Below are 16,290 nucleotides of genomic sequence, written 5' to 3'. Positions count from 1 at the left end.
GGAATATAGCACGGAGCAAGATAGGGGGAAAGTGGGGATCTAATGCGGCTTGGCTTAATTTTATCTATTAGTTGACAATAGATAAAAAATTGTGGGTTATATGGAGTTAAGTGAATAGAAAAATATTAATCATCGCTTTCCATCTCAACAAGCTGATCATTACTTTTCCTGTTGGTTAATGCACTTATTGCTCAGGCTTAAGCCGCTATCGTAAAATGCGACTCAAACCTGAAAGCAATAAATTATCGTTTTACTCGCTAGCACTGACCTCTTCTTGCGCGACTTTTAGTGCTTTATCTACTTCTTCGTCTGTCGGCAATAATGATTCGCGGATTTTAGCTTCTAACTCTTTAGCCAATTCAGGGCGCTCTTTAAGGTACTGACTTGCATTGCTCTTACCTTGACCAATTTTTTCGCCATTATATGAATACCATGAACCTGCTTTCTCGACAAAATCCTGTTTTACACCGAGATCGATTAATTCACCGAAGTGATTAATCCCTTCACCATAAAGGATTTGAAATTCTGCTTGTTTAAAAGGAGGGGCAACTTTATTTTTAACGACTTTTACACGGGTTTCATTACCCACTATTTCATCACCATTTTTGATTGCACCAATACGACGAATATCTAAACGAACCGATGCGTAAAACTTAAGTGCATTACCGCCAGTGGTTGTTTCTGGGTTACCAAACATCACCCCTATTTTCATGCGAATTTGGTTAATAAAGATAACTAAACAGTTGGTTTGTTTAATATTACCAGTCAATTTACGCAACGCTTGTGACATGAGGCGAGCTTGCAGCCCCATATGAGAGTCACCCATCTCGCCTTCGATTTCAGCTTTTGGTGTTAATGCAGCAACCGAGTCAATCACCACAACATTGACAGCACCAGAGCGCACTAACATGTCACAAATTTCCAATGCCTGCTCCCCAGTATCTGGTTGTGAAACAAGCAAATCATCAGTATTAACACCCAGTCTTTTTGCATAAAGCGGATCAAGTGCATGCTCCGCATCAATAAACGCACAGGTTTTACCCTGTTTTTGTGCTTCAGCAATAACTTGCAATGTTAAGGTCGTTTTGCCCGAACTTTCTGGACCGTAAATTTCGACAACACGACCGTATGGCAAGCCACCTATGCCTAACGCAACATCCAAACTCAATGAGCCAGTAGAGACAGAATCAATTTCCAACATGGAAGCTGAAGCATCGCCTAAACGCATAATTGAGCCTTTGCCAAATTGTTTTTCAATTTGTCCGAGCGCTGCCGACAATGCTTTATCTTTGTTTTTATCCTGACTCATGTTCTCTCCAAATAAGTGACTTGCTGTATAGAAAAACAGTATACTGTTGATTCGTACAGTATCAAGGTTTTTTTATCTTTATTTTAAATAATTTCAATTAGGCCAAGTAGCGCTAACCGTATTGCTTGGGTACGTACATCGGAGCGATCCCCAACAAAGAGATAACTCGCCGTTTTACTATGGGAATGCGCGTTATACCAAGAAATACAAACGGTGCCCACTGGTTTATCAATGGTACCACCCTCTGGTCCCGCAATGCCGCTTATTGCGACGGCAATATCAGCATCTGAATTTTTAACCGCGCCAATTGCCATCTGCTCTGCCACTTGCTCAGAAACAGCACCAAACTCTTTAATGATCGATGCAGCTACATCGATCATCTCTATTTTGGCAGCATTACTATAGGTAACAAAACTGCGATCAAACCACAGCGAACTTCCAGAAATTTCAGTAATAGCGTATGCTACACCTCCACCTGTACAAGATTCTGCAGTCGCTACAACTAGCTCTGCCTGTGTAAGTTTTTCACCTAGAACTTGCGCTAATTCTTGAACGGTTTTTTCAGTGAACATAATTTTTTCCACCTTTTATATTGATTAAGTGTATTCGTTATGAAGCCAACAGCGCAAGAGTTAAAACAACATACGCCAATGATGCAGCAATTTTTAAGCATCAAAAGCGAAGTCCCCGACACCCTACTTTTTTATCGTATGGGTGATTTTTATGAGCTGTTTTTTGATGATGCGCGTAAGGCTTCACAGCTACTTGGGATCTCCCTGACACAACGGGGTAAAACCGGTGGCAATGCGATTCCAATGGCGGGAGTGCCATACCATAGTGTAGAAGGTTATTTAGCAAAATTGATTGCGATGGGTGAATCAATTGCAATTTGTGAACAAATTGGCGATCCGGCCACTTCAAAAGGGCCTGTTGAACGTAAAATTGTGCGCATTATCACCCCGGGTACAATAACAGATGAAGCGTTGCTCGATGATCGCCATGATAATTTACTGTGTGCAGTTTACCAATTGCAAAACAGTTTTGGCATTGCCTCCTTAGATATCGGTAGTGGCCGTTTTGTGATCAACCAATTTGAGCATAGTGAAACGCTGCAAGCCGAGTTACAGCGTCTTAATCCGGCAGAGCTGCTTTACCCAGACAACTTTGAACGGCTTGATTTGATTGAGCATCTTCCTACTATCCGTCGTCGTCCCGAGTGGGAGTTTGAATTATTCACCAGCAAAAAAACCTTAAACCAACAATTTGGTACCAATGATCTAATCGGTTTCGGGGTTGAGCAAGCAGAATTTGCCCTTTGTGCTGCCGGTGCTTTACTGCAATATATAAAAGATACACAACGCACCAGCTTGCCTCACTTACAATCTATTCAGTTAGAGCTAAACAGCGACACGGTCATTTTAGATGCTGCCACGCGCAAAAATTTAGAATTAACACAAAATCTAAGCGGCGGATTTGATAATACTTTAGCAGCCGTCTTAGATTTTACCGTTACGCCCATGGGCAGCCGTTTATTAAAACGTTGGATCCACCAACCGATTCGTAATTTTACTATTTTAAATTACCGTCAAACGATGATCCAAACCCTCATTGATTTTGATCTGATAAGTCCATTAGCAACGCCTTTAAAACAAATAGGTGATATTGAACGTGTTATTGCACGTTTAGCGCTTCGCTCTGCACGCCCAAGAGATTTAACCCGCTTGCGTAGTGCCTTTTCATTGTTGCCTGAGTTGCAAAATCTCATTGCCGATTTGCCCACTCAACTGGTTGGCAAACTGAGCAAGGAAATGGGGGCTTACCCTGCACTTCTTGAGCTCTTAGAAAAAGCCGTGATTGATAACCCGCCAGTAATTATTCGCGATGGCGGTGTTATTGCAGAGGGTTATAACGAAGAGCTGGATCACTGGCGTAACCTTGCCAAAGGTGCCACAGATTATTTGCATCAACTGGAACTACGCGAACGCCAAGCCACTGGCATTGCAACACTAAAAGTCGGTTATAACCGTGTGCATGGTTATTATATCGAAACTAGCCGCAACCAGTCAGTTCAAGTGCCCGCTCATTATCTGCGCCGTCAAACACTGAAAAATACTGAACGTTATATTATTCCGGAACTTAAAGAACATGAGGATGCGGTTCTTTCCAGCCAAGGTAAAGCATTAGCACTAGAGAAAAAACTCTACGAGCAGTTAATTGATCAATTATTGCCACACCTTAAAAACCTGCAATTTAGCGCACACGCTCTGGCAGAATTAGATGTACTCAATAACCTCGCTGAACGCGCATTAACCCTTAACTATATCCGTCCAAGTTTGCAAACAGAAAGCGGGATAGAGATTGAAGAAGGTCGCCATCCCGTTGTTGAACAAGTAAGCAAAACACCTTTTATTGCGAATCCTATCTCGCTTAATAATCAACGCCGTATGCTCATTATTACCGGCCCCAATATGGGCGGTAAATCAACTTACATGCGTCAAGTTGCGTTGATGGTGCTGATGGCACATATCGGCAGTTTTATTCCTGCGCAAAGTGCTAAAATTGGTACGGTAGATCGCATATTCACCCGTATTGGCGCATCGGATGATCTTGCCAGCGGGCGTTCTACCTTTATGGTGGAGATGACCGAAACGGCTAATATTCTCCATAATGCCACCAAAAACAGCTTAGTATTAATGGATGAGATTGGCCGCGGCACGAGCACTTTTGATGGTTTATCTCTCGCCTGGGCATGCGCAGAACAACTCGCGAAAAAAATTCAAGCCTACACGCTTTTTGCTACCCACTACTTTGAATTAACCACGCTACCTGAAGAGATCCCTGAGTTGGTCAATGTTCACTTAGATGCGATTGAACATGGTGATACGATCGCTTTTTTACATGCGGTACAAGAGGGAGCGGCAAACAAAAGTTACGGGCTACAAGTTGCTGCCTTAGCAGGGGTGCCTAAAGAGGTCGTCGCAAATGCTAAACGTAAATTACAACAATTAGAGCTAAGTTCAAAGCAGGGCTTACATACAGCACTACCTACGCAAATAGCATCAAGTGTTACGGAGGCAGAAATACCGCCTGCAATCACTTTATTACAAAGCATAGATCCGGATCAGTTAACACCGAAGAAAGCCTTAGATTTGATCTACCAGCTGAACCAGATGAGCAGACTCAAATGATCTCTGCCATTGGCAGGGATACTTAAGCAACAGCAATCTATCAGACTAAAATAGCTGCTTAAGCCAGCAGCTATACCCATAAAATGTCAGGTTAAAAGAACTGCTTTTTAATTTATTTTAAGACGATATATTATCAATGTTTCCTTGCTGAATTATGTATATACTTAGTATCTAACTAAGGGGAGGACTAATTGTACAAATTTAGACTGAAAAAACATGAAAAACTAGCCATTAAATTTGTTCATCAGATAAAGAAAGGTGAACATCGCAGAGTGGATATCTATTTCTCGCTGCCAAGAGAAATGGGCATCAATAAAGATACCTTATCCGAAAACGAATACTTTAACGCCGGTATTAAAGGCCGGCGCGCGTATTTTACCGAAGGCTTACATTTACCGCTATTACATACGCGCTTTGCCAGTCGCATGAAACGCTCGACAGAAGAATACAAAAGTAATCTTAACCAATTTGCTTACCAATATATCGTCGCTCTCGATACCGATGCTCACGAAGCATTAATGATTAAGGACAGCGAAAGCCTGCACGATTTCTATCATGCAGCAATTGACATTACCGACCAATGTTTGACTATCTTAAAGAAACACCGCAGCCATATCCCCACAGATGTAAAACTGTTATCTATTTTTGAAAGTGTCGACAATTACCTTTCTTGGTACACAGAACAATCAATACTGCATATGTTGGCCAAAAAACCACGTAATGCCGAGTTTTCCGAAGCCCGCTTGGCACTGCTTAATATCTGCGCAGAAGAAAATGCTTATCGTAAAGAAAAATCTTACAATGCAGCGACAACACTTAATGATCCGAACCGGATTGCCAATAAAATGCGTTTGCTGCGCCGTTTAATTGAATTTGGCGTTATTTTTAAAAGTGAAACTCACGAGCTGGGTAAGATCACACGCAAAATTGCGACCGGAGTGGCGACCTCATTGATTATGATTGTCGTGCTCTTTTTAATTATCAAAACACAAGGCGCCTTTAACAAACTAAGTTTGCTAATGATTCTCGTATTGGCAGTGATTTATGGGGTGAGGGAAGTATTTAAGGATGACTTTAAGCATATTTTGTGGCGTTGGGTTAGAAAAGGCAAACCTAAATGGGCGCGCACGTTAAAAGATGCGATGAGCCAAACGGAAATCGCCAGACAAAAAGTGTGGTTAGATTATCTGCACTCCAAAAATCTACCACAACAAAGCCAAGAGTTACTGGCGCAACGTCATAGTCAAAATAGGCAAAGTGCAGAGTTCCTACACTATCGTCTTGAAACCAAAGTCAACAAGCAAGGATTTCAGGCGGGTTACGATACGCTCGAAGAAACGATTATATTTAGTCTGCGGCCATTTGCCCGCTTTTTAGAGCGAGGTACGGGTAAAATCTATGAACAAAATGACCCCTCAGCAAATAAAGAAAAGATTCAGAGCACTTCGATTGAGCGGCGCTACCAGATCAACCTCGTTGTTGCACTTAACCAAGGTGAGTATGATCAACAATTTGAACGTTACAAAATCACCCTTAATCGCTCAGGTATTATCGAACTGAGAAAAGCAGGTGCCTCTTTAAGCAATGATCAATGCAAACAAGATCGCTATTCAAGACTTAAATCAATACTGCACTTCAAGAAAAATAACTAACATAATCGCTGCTGTTATTCGGCGACTAAAGTCTCTATACGATAAAACCCCTGTCCGTCTTGGCCTAATGTTTGCGCCAAGAATGGCAGGGATGCTTGCATCTCTTGGTGCAGCATCCACGGTGGATTAATGACTATCATACCGCTTGACGTCATACCCATTTCTGCTGAATCGGCACGAATTCCAAGCTCAAACAACTGTATATTTTTAATGCCGGAATGCGCCAGTTTTCTTTCCATCTGCTTGATAGTCGTACGTTTAACAACGGGGTACCAAAGCGCATAAGTACCCGTTGCAAAACGTTTGTGAGCTTGAATTAAGGTATCAACGACTTGCTGGTACTCGGTTTTAATCTCATAAGAGGGATCAATTAAAATAAAAGCGCGACGCTCTTTGGGTGGCATATTAGCAATTAGCCCTGTTAAACCATCGCTTTTAGCCATTTTGATTTGCCTATTGCCCGTAAAATTCTCGCGCATCGCAGTGAATTCATTGGAATGTAATTCAAATAAAAATAGACGGTCTATATCGCGTAACATCTGCAGGGCAATGCTCGGCGAACCTGGATAATGTGCTAACTGAGTTTGCGCATTAAATTCAATAACCTGTTCCATATAACGAGCAACCGGCGCCGGCAAATCATTGCGCCCCCACAAGGGGAAAATGCCGTTATTAAATTCTTTGGTTTTTTGCGCTTCATTAGACTGAAATGAATAAGCACCGCAACCAGCATGAGTATCGAGATAACAGAACGGTTTATCTTTGTTAAGCATGTAATTAATAATCGAGGTGACAACCGTGTGTTTTAAAACATCGGCAAAGTTACCTGCATGAAAAGAGTGGCGATAGCTCAGCACAAAATACTCCAAAGACAAAAGCGATAAAATTTTCATAGTATAATGAAAATCAACAATAATTGCGCGAAAGAATAGGGGCATTAACCAGCATTGCAATGGAGATCTATAACACACATCAATTTCTTGTTGCATTTTGTGGTGGTATTTGGGGGCGGTTATCCTATAAACTACTTGCCAGTAGTGGCTGGTTTTTATGCTTGGCGGGATTAATGTTATGATGGTTATCTATTTCATGGGGCATGCATAATCGAAGTAGAATTCGTCCCTATACTTATATGGCTGATAGTCGATATGAAAATGATGCCGCCCAATCAAGCCGATAGTTACTGACCTTGGATGGCGTACAAGAAGTGCTCATTATCATCAACGAGCAAAGTGTTTATAGCAGAGTATATAACCACCCCTTTGTTCAGAAAGAAAGAAACAAAATAAATTTTAGCAGATAGTTAACAGTCACTTTTAGTTAATCATTAACATAAGCATCAAGCGGAGCAAAAACATGTTTAACCGTAGCATAAATAAAGTCATATTAATTGGTAACCTAGGTAAAGATCCTGAGATGCGCTACATGCCAAATGGCAATGCAGTAGCAAACTTGGCTATCGCGACCACAGAAAGTTGGAAAGATAAGCAAACAGGTGAACGTAAAGATAAAACAGAATGGCACCGTTTAACTGTATTTAACCGCCTCGGTGAGATGTGTGGTGAATACTTGAAAAAAGGCGCTAAAATTTATGTGGAAGGTAAATTACAAACACGTAAATGGCAAGGACAAGACGGTCAAGACCGTTTTACGACTGAGGTTGTAGTTGATGAAATCCAGATGATGGATTCGCGTAACCCTGCGCAAGGCCAAGGCCAGTTCCAAGCAAATTCAGCAGCGCAAAATAGCGCGCCACAACAAAGCTGGGGTAATGCACCACAAAATTCAGCTCCGGCTCAGCAAGCGGCACCACAAATGGCGCCAGCTTATCAACAAGCACCAGCACGCCAAGCACCTGCGCCACAACAGCAAGCAAAACCCGTGCAGCCACAAAAAGCGCCAGCACAATATAATGAACCATCAATGGATTTTGATGATGATATTCCGTTCTGAGGAATACATAAATAAAAAATGTAGATTAAAATCATCAAGGGCTTGTTTTTACAAGCCCTTTTTTATTTTATTTTAAAAAGGTGTTGACAATAACTACACTAGGAACTATACATAAGTAAAGTGTAGATAAAGAGGTGTTCAATGTCACAAATTCGAGATTTAATTTTTGGAAATGGTGAACGATATCCAATCTTAATGGAGGAAGATGGATTACCCAATGATTGGGTGACGTTATACGTTACTGAAAAGCTAAGAACATCACACACTCAATCTGCAATATCCAATTCACTTGGTCATCTGATTCATCTAAAGCTATGGGAAAACATAAATGGTCGGGATCTTATTTCTGAGTTTGAACAAGGTGACTTGTTGACTGACGAAGATGTTTATTCAATCCGTGATCATTGCACATTAGATACAAGAAGTTTGAAGAAATGGCTAAAAACATCAGAGAAGAATGTAGTTAAATTTGCCTCAGCATCGACAGCTAGCGTTGCACCGATACAAAAGGTGTCTAATGATCATGCTGCAAATCGGATGGCTCAGATCGCTTCCTACTTAGAATTTTTGGCAAGAACAATTCTTAAAGCAAAGCTAATCGAAGAAGCGGTTTCAAATAATATTAAAGCCATGAAAAAGTTATTGTTATCGAATAAACCCAAAGGTAGTAGTGGTAAAGGACTTACTGCTGATCCAAACACTAAAGCTCCACCGCCTAAAGCATTTGACCGAATTTTAAGTATTTTAAAAGAAACCTCTCCAGATAACCCATTTAAGGGGGAGGAAGTTAAATATCGAAACGCTGTGATATTTGAGGTGATGGACGCAACAGGGATGCGTGCAGGAGAGATACTGGCCTTACAGATCCAAGATATTGATTTTCAAAAAGGAACAGTGTCTGTTGTTCGTAGACATGATGCTATAGAAGATCCCCGTAAAAAGCAGCCTGTGGCGAAAACCAATGAACGTACAATTCCTGTTGATAAAGCCATTACAAACAGGCTGCGTGAATACATCATGGACAGAAGAGCCAAAATACCTACTGCTAGAAAGCATCCATATGTTTTTGTAACGCATAAGCATGGTAAGTATCACGGTAAGCCAATATCGAATAGTACCTTTGTCAATCGGATACTTAAGCCTGCGGTTGCAATCCATCCAGAAATGCTTGAAGAAATTACCCGTCACGGCTTCCGCCACAATTTCAACTATAAGCTTTCAAAGAAGATTGACGCAGTTAATAAAGCCGCCAAGGAAAATTCCAAAATTAAGCCAATTAATGAAAAGAAAGAAATTCAGATCCGTAAAGAGCTGAATGGATGGAGTTCAGATAAAACTGCCGAGACATATAACTTGAGACACATCCGAGAAGAAGCTGATCGAGTGATGCGAGAGGACATGGATCACTGGACTAACCGAGCTAAGAAGGACAGGTAGTATGCAATTAAAGAAAAATAAGGCTCTAGTCAGCCAGCACACAACGAAAAGCGGTTATCCGTTTTATTTTTCGGATATTGAGTGGAGGCTAGATGGTTCAACCGTAATTAATTTCCAGCGTTTGACCACTCTTGAACAAGAAACAGAAGAAGGTTTTAGAAAAGCTTTGTGCCGCTACGCTGAAGAACTCTCGGCTATGCATACTTTCAATATGTTTAATCGCTTCAATGCTTACATGAAGGCTACAAAAGAAGGCAAGCTGTCATTACAAGGGTTAACAAATTATCGAGCGTCATTTGATTCAGATAGCGAGTATAAGCTAGGAGCACTCAAGGGATTCTTATTGGCTTGGCATGAGTGGGGATTCAATGGTGTCAGCAAGGAAATTACAGATTACTTAGAAGAGTTAACTTTAAAAGGAAATCCAAAAGGTAATGCCGTAAAAGGCGCTTGCCCATATTCAGGCCCTTTAACGCATAACGAGCTGGGAGCCTTGATTGACTGGGCATCAAATGCATTTACGAAAGAAATCCTTAATTTAAAAGAATATGTTGGCTTTATGGCGTTAGTCTTAACTGGTCGCAGATATGTTCAAATTCGCTCCTTACGCTCAGTTGATTTAGTTGTTAGAGAAGACTCAAATGGTAATGACTATGTTATCAATTGCCCTAGAGCAAAACAGCGTGGTGTAGGCTTTAGAGAACAATTTACCCCACTACCAATAAATGAAGATTTATACCTTCTACTTCATAATCAGCGTAACCAATCAATTCAATATGTTGAATCTTGCTTGGGAGTAAAGTTGTCGGCTTCTCAACGTGAGCAAATCCCCATTTTTATAGAAGAAACAAGAATCAACAAGTTATCAAGTGTCGAGGACTTAGAAACAAGGCTTTCAAATACTCCAGATTATTTACATATGGCTGCCGATTCGGCATCTGAATTATTACGAGGTGTGTCTGTTAAAAACACTGCCTGTTCAGAGCGAACAGGTGATTACATTAACTTTACTGCTTCTCGCTTTAGATATACCAAAGGCACAAATTTAGCTCGAAGAGGAATAAGTGGTGTTGCATTAGCTGCTGCACTAGATCATACAGACACGCAAAACATTGGTGTGTATACCGAAAATACAGAAGAGACTGCCAAGCAAATTGATGAAGTGATGGCACCCTTGCTGGCACCACTTGCTCAAGCCTTCTCAGGGAAACTTATTGCTTCAGAGCGTGATGCTGTTAGAGCAAATGATCCTAATAGTCGAGTTAAAAATGGCAAGTCTGGTAATGTTGGTAACTGCGGAACTTACGCTTTTTGTGCCTCTGGTTATAGAGCTTGCTATACATGTTCAAGTTTTGAACCTTGGATTGAAGGGCCTCATGAAGAAGTTCTCAATGAAATATTGGCTGAAAGAGAAAAGCAAAAAGAGATAGGAATCTCAATTAATGTCATCCAGTCTACAGATCGACTTTTATTAGCGGTTCAACAAGTAATTGTTATGTGTAAACAAGAGCAATCTACAAAGGAGTGCGCAAATGGCTGATATTATTCATTTCCAACCAAAGCATGAGATAAGCGCTAAGCAAAATTTAGATAGCTTTATTGAGCATTGTAAAAACCAATTAACACTCTATGATGATCAAGGTGGGTGGCAAAGTAACAACTGGCAGCATAAGCAGAAAAACCGTTCAATAGCGATGACTTTTTCTAAGTACAGAGCAAAGTCAAACCCTGCGAATTTTGATCCTTTGGATGAACCGTTTTTGTCTTTTTCAAAAGCTTATATCCGTTATAACCAAAGTATCAAAGCAGTATCCAGTGTAACAAATAAAATGGTCGCATTGCGTATGTTACATGATGCTTTAGTTGAAGTGCATGGTGTTGCAGACGTTTTGAAAACTGATGGCTTAGTGATTGGCGAACTAGAAACAATCACTAAGCAGAGAGTTACTAATAAAGATCGAAGAAATAAGATCGGCTATCAAATAGAAAATTTGCTTGAGTTTATTCGGAACAAACGATTCGCACCTGCTCTTCAATCGTGGACAAACCCGTGGCCTAAAGTGGGAGCTAAAGCTGAGCGAACAGATGAAGAGTCACGAAAATGGCAAGACACTCGTTGCCCTAGTATGCACCAGATGCTTGCCTTAGCTGATTGCTTTGCTAAGGCAGAAACCTTGGAAGATAAATATTGGTCAAGTGTCATTACATTATTGATGTTTGCTCCTGGTAGAGCAGGAGAGCTGGTAGAACTAACTGTTGATTGTTTGCATCGTGGTGAAAATGGTGCGCTTGGTGTGAGGTGGTATGCAGAAAAAGGTTTTGGTCACACGATAAAATGGGTTCCAGAAGCACTAGAGCAAACAGTAATAGAAGCACATAGCAGATTAATGGAGATAGGAAAACCTGCAAGAGAAGCAGCAAAGCATGCTTTCGATAACCCCAGCATGTTCATGCGCCATGCTGAGTGTTGTACATCTGATGACTTTGCAGAAAATAAACCATTAAATGCCTATCAATTTGCCCATGCAATGAGTTTCACGCATTACTCTATTACTAGAATGAAAGATAAAACGAGTCAATTCAGTAGTACAACTGCATGGAATATGGTTGGTGGTAAAAACACAAAGTGGATTCAAAAATTAATAGCCTCAGGTGAGCCTACTTATGAAGAGTTAGCGAGTTTTGTTGCTTCGGAGTATCAAACTCAAAACTGGCCTAATCTACCTTCTATCCAACGTCCTGTTTGGGAATCCTTAGTATTGGTAAGAGATCGTGAGTTTCACAGCGACTTTAAGGTTAGGGCATTTTCATGGCGATTACCAAGCGTAAATGAATTGAATGCCCAACTTGCCTTGCGAGATAAGCTTAAAAATCCACCTAAAACCTTATTCCAGCGCATGGGCTATGTAGATGAAGATGGTACTGATATTCGTCTAACATCACACCAAATACGAGTATGGCTATCAACTAATGCTGAGCGTGGTGGTATGGATGCGTGGCAGCTTGCAAGATGGGCTGGCCGTACTCGAATAAATGACAATCGCCATTATGATTTACGCACACAAGATGAGCGTGAGCAGCAAGCCAGAAGCATCCTTGAATATAATGAAAGGCCAACAGCGTTAGAAGCAATTAAACTGAATTTACCTGTTAGTTATAAAGATTTAGGTGTAAATCGAATTGGTATAGCAGATGTTACCGAATATGGTATGTGTGTTCATGATTATGCAATGTCACCTTGCACAAAAGGTGGGGAATGCATGACATGTAAAGAACATGTGTGCATTAAAGGTATGCCTGAAACACTAGAGCGTATAATTCGACTTGAGAAACAGGTTGAATCTCAATTCAACAAGGCTACTGAAGATGAAGTTGACAGTGTTTTTGGCGCTGATAGATGGGTTTCTCATTTAGGCTGGAAACTGGCTCATATTCGCACACAACGTGGGCGGCTCGAATCCGAAGATACACCAGAAGGTGCGATCTTATGGATTCCACCAGAACATGATCCTAGCCCTGTAAAAAGAGCACTTGAACAAAATGATTTAGATATAACCGCAAGTAATCAGGATCTTGTTGAAGAATCTGAAGTCGCAATGTTATTGGGGATCGAAAATGCCTAAAAAAATTATTACTGAGAAAACACTTCCGCTAGCACTTCACGAACTTGATAAATGGTCAGGAAAGTTAACATGGAATAGTTTTTCTGAGCAGCTTGCAAAGGTGCTTGGAGAAGAAAAGATTAGTAGGCATACCCTGCTTTCCTACCCTGCTTTAGTAGAAGCATTCAACGATAGAAAAGGCAGCCTTAAAGAGTCAGTAAAAGATGAAGAAAAAGACATAACGCTTGATTTTGCTAAACAGCAAATAGCAACGCTTGAAGCTAAAGTTGAACGTTTAGAAAAGCAAAACGAAAAATTGCTAGAGCAGTTTGTCCGTTGGCAACATAACGCTTATATGATGCCTAATGTTGATATGAAGCTTTTAAATAAACAGCTTGATAAGCCTTTACCTGAGGTTGATAGGAGATGATCAAAGGGAAAAACGGGCAACAGATTGCTCAAGAAAATATTAAGCTAGTACAAGCTTGGGTTGATGAGCGCAACGCAGCTAGGGATTGGCATGAGTACGAATATAGCGGCAAAATAAACCGTAGAGTATTAGCTGAAGAACTTGGCTTCGCTAAGTCAGTGTGTACACAAAACAAGGCTGTAAGATCGCTTATTGAAGAAGCAGATAGTTATTGGTTTCGTAAAATTGATGAGGATAAAAAATCTCATGAATCTGCAAGAGAAAGAGCTGAAAAGCAATCTGGTATGGTGTCAGTGAGCAACAATGCACTGACACAACGGATTGCAGAATTAGAAGCTGAAAATAGGCAGCTTCAACGTGAACTGACCAAGTTTAAAAAGCAGCAAATGTTAATTCAATCTGGTGCAGCAGGATTCAAATTATGAATGAAGTTGTCCATCTACGCCAAATTATTCAAGTTAAAAAGCAACGAGCAAACTCTTACACAACAGTTGATCTTATCAATACTGATGGTTCGATCAAAAAGCGAGATAAAACAACAGTTGTTAAGTTTCCAGAGCACGCCAAAGATACGGCTACAGCAGGTAGCTTATGGGAAGTCTCAGGTAAAGAACGTCTTAATCATTTTACCATAAATGACTTTTCATTAAGTGAATACACCATTGATGCGGCAAACATTAAATTTTTAAGGCCATCAGGCAGAATTTTATCTCGCTGGATAAGCAACAACATCAAAGGTATCGGCAGTGTTATTGCAAACCGACTTGTTCGACTTAAAAAACTAGCGCACCTTATTGAAACACAGGACTCAGAAGCACTACTAAACATCGCTGGTATGACAGAAAACCGTGTTAAAGACCTACTCGACAGTTGGCCTAGCGAGGCGCTTTTTAATACGATTAACTGGCTTGAAGAACAGAACTTACCACTAGGTTTTGGCGAAAAACTAGTAACAATATTCGGTGAAGAGGCCATAGATAAAGTTAAAGAGCACCCATTTCTGTTAGTGGCAATGGGTGCGTCATTCGAACAGGTATCACAATTGGCGTTAAAGCTAGGTTTTACCTTGGAAGATGAAGTCGTTGTTGCTGGTATAGCTCAATATGCAGCTATTAACCATTCAAACAAAACAGGCTCAACGGTAATCTCAAATGATGAACTTCACAGTGAATATGCCAAGCTCATGAAGTCGAATGCGCCAGAAAATGTTGGTGATATAGCTTGTGAACAAGGACTGCTAGTTCAGGTAGATGATGGCTATCAAGTTTATGGAAAGGCACTGATGGAGGCATCTGTTGCTCAATTTCTTGTCGATGCGCATCAAAGAGAAATTGGTGATGGTTGCTTACTAGCTAGCTGGGAAATAGGCTTATCGAAGGGCTTAGTGCAAGCCGCATTAACTGATTATGAAAGCACATTGGAGTTTAACCTAACTGATGATCAGCGAGACGCTATTATTGGTGCAGTGCTATCTCCTGTGTGCGGTATATCAGGTGGTGCAGGTACTGGTAAAACAACCATACTTAAAGCCGTTTTAGGTGTCTATGATCGAGTTTCAGAGGGGATACAATGTTATCAAGTGGCTCTAGCAGGCCGTGCTGCACAACGTATGGCGGAAAGTACACAAAAGCCAGCCCATACCATTGCAAAGTTTATTGGTGAGCACCTAGGTGATAATAAGCCCAAGTTACCTGAACAAATATTATTAGTCATTGATGAATCATCAATGGTGGACCTCTTGTCGATGTATAGGTTAATCGGCTTACTTCCTGATGCTTCAAGAGTGATCTTTGTAGGTGATACAGCTCAGTTACCGCCAGTAGGTAATGGATTAGTATTCCACGCTTTGACAGATACACAAATACCATTTTTTAACTTAACTCAGGTTAAGCGGCAGAGCGAAGGAAGTGACATACACAGGTTCTCGACCGCTATTAGAAACAGATTGCTTCAGTTCCCGCAGAATACTAAAAACACCTTGAAAGAAAGTAGTGATTGCTCGATTGAAACAAGCCCAACCATCAGCAGACTAATAACACTCTGGCGTGAATCTGGAGGTGTTGAACAAAGCATAGTTTTATCACCAGTAAGGAAAGGCCAGTTTGGAGTTGATAACCTAAATACAGAGCTTCAAGCATCAGTTGGCAATGAAAGAACATCAATCTACTTCCAAGACTCGTCAAGAGGCTGGATTCCTTGGATTACATCAACAGGTTCACGTTTATTAAAAGGTGATCCTGTATTAGTCATCGCAAATAACTACGATGACGATGCAGATCTTAGAAATGGTGACTTAGGGCTTATTGTTGAAGTGTTTGACCAACCTGATGAAGATGGTGCTGTTGCCGTTATTGAAGTAAACAATATTTTGATTAATGTCACTACTGAGCTATTGGAAAAGTTGCACCTTGGGTATGCAATTACGATCCATAAATCACAAGGCTCTCAATGGCCTAACTGTTTTGTTATGCTGCCTAACGAGGCTGAGCAAATGATTGATCAGACTTTGCTTTATACTGCATCTACTCGACCTAGTGAAAGGCTAGTATTAATGGGCAATGAAAGGATTATTGAAAAAGCAATTATTGCTGGCTCTAAGGCATTAAGTAGAAAGACCCTTCTTAAAGAAAGGATCTGTTCAGCCTGTGAATTAAAGTAACCTTCATTGGCAAAAATAGCTTACTGTAATTAAATTGTATGAATTTCAAGTTAGACGTGC

At 40.7% G+C, this 16,290-nt stretch carries 13 protein-coding genes; 10 read left to right on the top strand and 3 right to left on the bottom strand.

Annotation, left to right across the window (positions count from 1 at the left end):
* Window positions 1-250 precede the first annotated feature (250 nt).
* Both recA and KSO91_RS04645 read right to left on the bottom strand, forming a co-directional pair.
* On the bottom strand, window positions 251-1,309 hold the full coding sequence (gene recA, locus KSO91_RS04650; protein ID WP_238741783.1) for a recombinase RecA: 1,059 nt from the start codon (window positions 1,307-1,309) through the stop codon (window positions 251-253).
* Between the two features lie 83 nt (window positions 1,310-1,392).
* Complete coding sequence (locus KSO91_RS04645) at window positions 1,393-1,881, bottom strand: CinA family protein (RefSeq protein WP_238741781.1); 489 nt, start codon at window positions 1,879-1,881, stop codon at window positions 1,393-1,395.
* Between the two features lie 39 nt (window positions 1,882-1,920).
* Here KSO91_RS04645 and mutS point away from each other — a divergent pair, with 39 nt between their 5' ends.
* Both mutS and KSO91_RS04635 read left to right on the top strand, forming a co-directional pair.
* The gene (gene mutS / locus KSO91_RS04640; protein WP_238741779.1) at window positions 1,921-4,497 is read left to right on the top strand and encodes a DNA mismatch repair protein MutS; all 2,577 of its coding nucleotides are present in this window, start codon (window positions 1,921-1,923) and stop codon (window positions 4,495-4,497) included.
* A gap of 191 nt (window positions 4,498-4,688) precedes the next feature.
* Window positions 4,689-6,149 carry a hypothetical protein gene (locus KSO91_RS04635; RefSeq protein ID WP_238741777.1) on the top strand — a complete coding sequence of 487 codons (1,461 nt, stop codon included), beginning with the start codon at window positions 4,689-4,691 and terminating at the stop codon, window positions 6,147-6,149.
* A 14-nt stretch (window positions 6,150-6,163) separates the two neighbouring features.
* On the opposite strand, the gene KSO91_RS04630 is transcribed toward KSO91_RS04635, so the two are convergent.
* Complete coding sequence (locus KSO91_RS04630) at window positions 6,164-7,006, bottom strand: 23S rRNA (adenine(2030)-N(6))-methyltransferase RlmJ (protein WP_238741775.1); 843 nt, start codon at window positions 7,004-7,006, stop codon at window positions 6,164-6,166.
* Between the two features lie 59 nt (window positions 7,007-7,065).
* Here KSO91_RS04630 and KSO91_RS04625 point away from each other — a divergent pair, with 59 nt between their 5' ends.
* From KSO91_RS04625 to KSO91_RS04590, 8 genes are all read left to right on the top strand, one after another.
* The gene (locus KSO91_RS04625) at window positions 7,066-7,224 is read left to right on the top strand and encodes a hypothetical protein (protein ID WP_238741773.1); all 159 of its coding nucleotides are present in this window, start codon (window positions 7,066-7,068) and stop codon (window positions 7,222-7,224) included.
* A gap of 281 nt (window positions 7,225-7,505) precedes the next feature.
* Window positions 7,506-8,102, top strand: coding sequence for a single-stranded DNA-binding protein (ssb, locus tag KSO91_RS04620; protein WP_238741772.1), 597 nt, complete (start codon window positions 7,506-7,508; stop codon window positions 8,100-8,102).
* Between the two features lie 141 nt (window positions 8,103-8,243).
* Complete coding sequence (locus KSO91_RS04615) at window positions 8,244-9,539, top strand: site-specific integrase (protein ID WP_238741770.1); 1,296 nt, start codon at window positions 8,244-8,246, stop codon at window positions 9,537-9,539.
* A gap of 1 nt (window position 9,540) precedes the next feature.
* Window positions 9,541-11,079 carry a site-specific integrase gene (locus KSO91_RS04610; RefSeq protein WP_238741768.1) on the top strand — a complete coding sequence of 513 codons (1,539 nt, stop codon included), beginning with the start codon at window positions 9,541-9,543 and terminating at the stop codon, window positions 11,077-11,079.
* Entirely contained in the window at window positions 11,072-13,162 is a 2,091-nt protein-coding gene (locus tag KSO91_RS04605; protein WP_238741766.1) for a hypothetical protein, read from the top strand. Before KSO91_RS04610 ends, KSO91_RS04605 begins: the two co-directional genes overlap by 8 nt.
* On the top strand, window positions 13,155-13,571 hold the full coding sequence (locus KSO91_RS04600; RefSeq protein WP_238741764.1) for a hypothetical protein: 417 nt from the start codon (window positions 13,155-13,157) through the stop codon (window positions 13,569-13,571). The genes KSO91_RS04605 and KSO91_RS04600 overlap by 8 nt, the downstream gene beginning before the upstream one ends.
* Entirely contained in the window at window positions 13,568-13,996 is a 429-nt protein-coding gene (locus tag KSO91_RS04595; protein WP_238741763.1) for a hypothetical protein, read from the top strand. Before KSO91_RS04600 ends, KSO91_RS04595 begins: the two co-directional genes overlap by 4 nt.
* A complete protein-coding gene (locus tag KSO91_RS04590) occupies window positions 13,993-16,230 on the top strand; it encodes an AAA family ATPase (RefSeq protein WP_238741762.1) in 2,238 nt (745 codons plus the stop codon). Before KSO91_RS04595 ends, KSO91_RS04590 begins: the two co-directional genes overlap by 4 nt.
* The last annotated feature ends 60 nt before the right edge of the window (window positions 16,231-16,290 follow it).

This window comes from Psychromonas antarctica (assembly GCF_022267535.1).
In the GTDB taxonomy this organism is placed as follows: domain Bacteria; phylum Pseudomonadota; class Gammaproteobacteria; order Enterobacterales; family Psychromonadaceae; genus Psychromonas; species Psychromonas antarctica.
Note: the sequence above shows the minus strand (reverse complement) of the source record. Positions and strands in the feature narration are given on the sequence as shown.

Coding starts and splice junctions, on each gene's coding strand:
- recA (WP_238741783.1), bottom strand. CDS start 1,309: ATGAGTCAGGATAAAAACAAAGATAAAGCATTGTCGGCAGCGCTCGGA.
- KSO91_RS04645 (WP_238741781.1), bottom strand. CDS start 1,881: ATGTTCACTGAAAAAACCGTTCAAGAATTAGCGCAAGTTCTAGGTGAA.
- mutS (WP_238741779.1), top strand. CDS start 1,921: ATGAAGCCAACAGCGCAAGAGTTAAAACAACATACGCCAATGATGCAG.
- ssb (WP_238741772.1), top strand. CDS start 7,506: ATGTTTAACCGTAGCATAAATAAAGTCATATTAATTGGTAACCTAGGT.
- KSO91_RS04615 (WP_238741770.1), top strand. CDS start 8,244: ATGTCACAAATTCGAGATTTAATTTTTGGAAATGGTGAACGATATCCA.
- KSO91_RS04610 (WP_238741768.1), top strand. CDS start 9,541: ATGCAATTAAAGAAAAATAAGGCTCTAGTCAGCCAGCACACAACGAAA.
- KSO91_RS04605 (WP_238741766.1), top strand. CDS start 11,072: ATGGCTGATATTATTCATTTCCAACCAAAGCATGAGATAAGCGCTAAG.
- KSO91_RS04600 (WP_238741764.1), top strand. CDS start 13,155: ATGCCTAAAAAAATTATTACTGAGAAAACACTTCCGCTAGCACTTCAC.
- KSO91_RS04595 (WP_238741763.1), top strand. CDS start 13,568: ATGATCAAAGGGAAAAACGGGCAACAGATTGCTCAAGAAAATATTAAG.
- KSO91_RS04590 (WP_238741762.1), top strand. CDS start 13,993: ATGAATGAAGTTGTCCATCTACGCCAAATTATTCAAGTTAAAAAGCAA.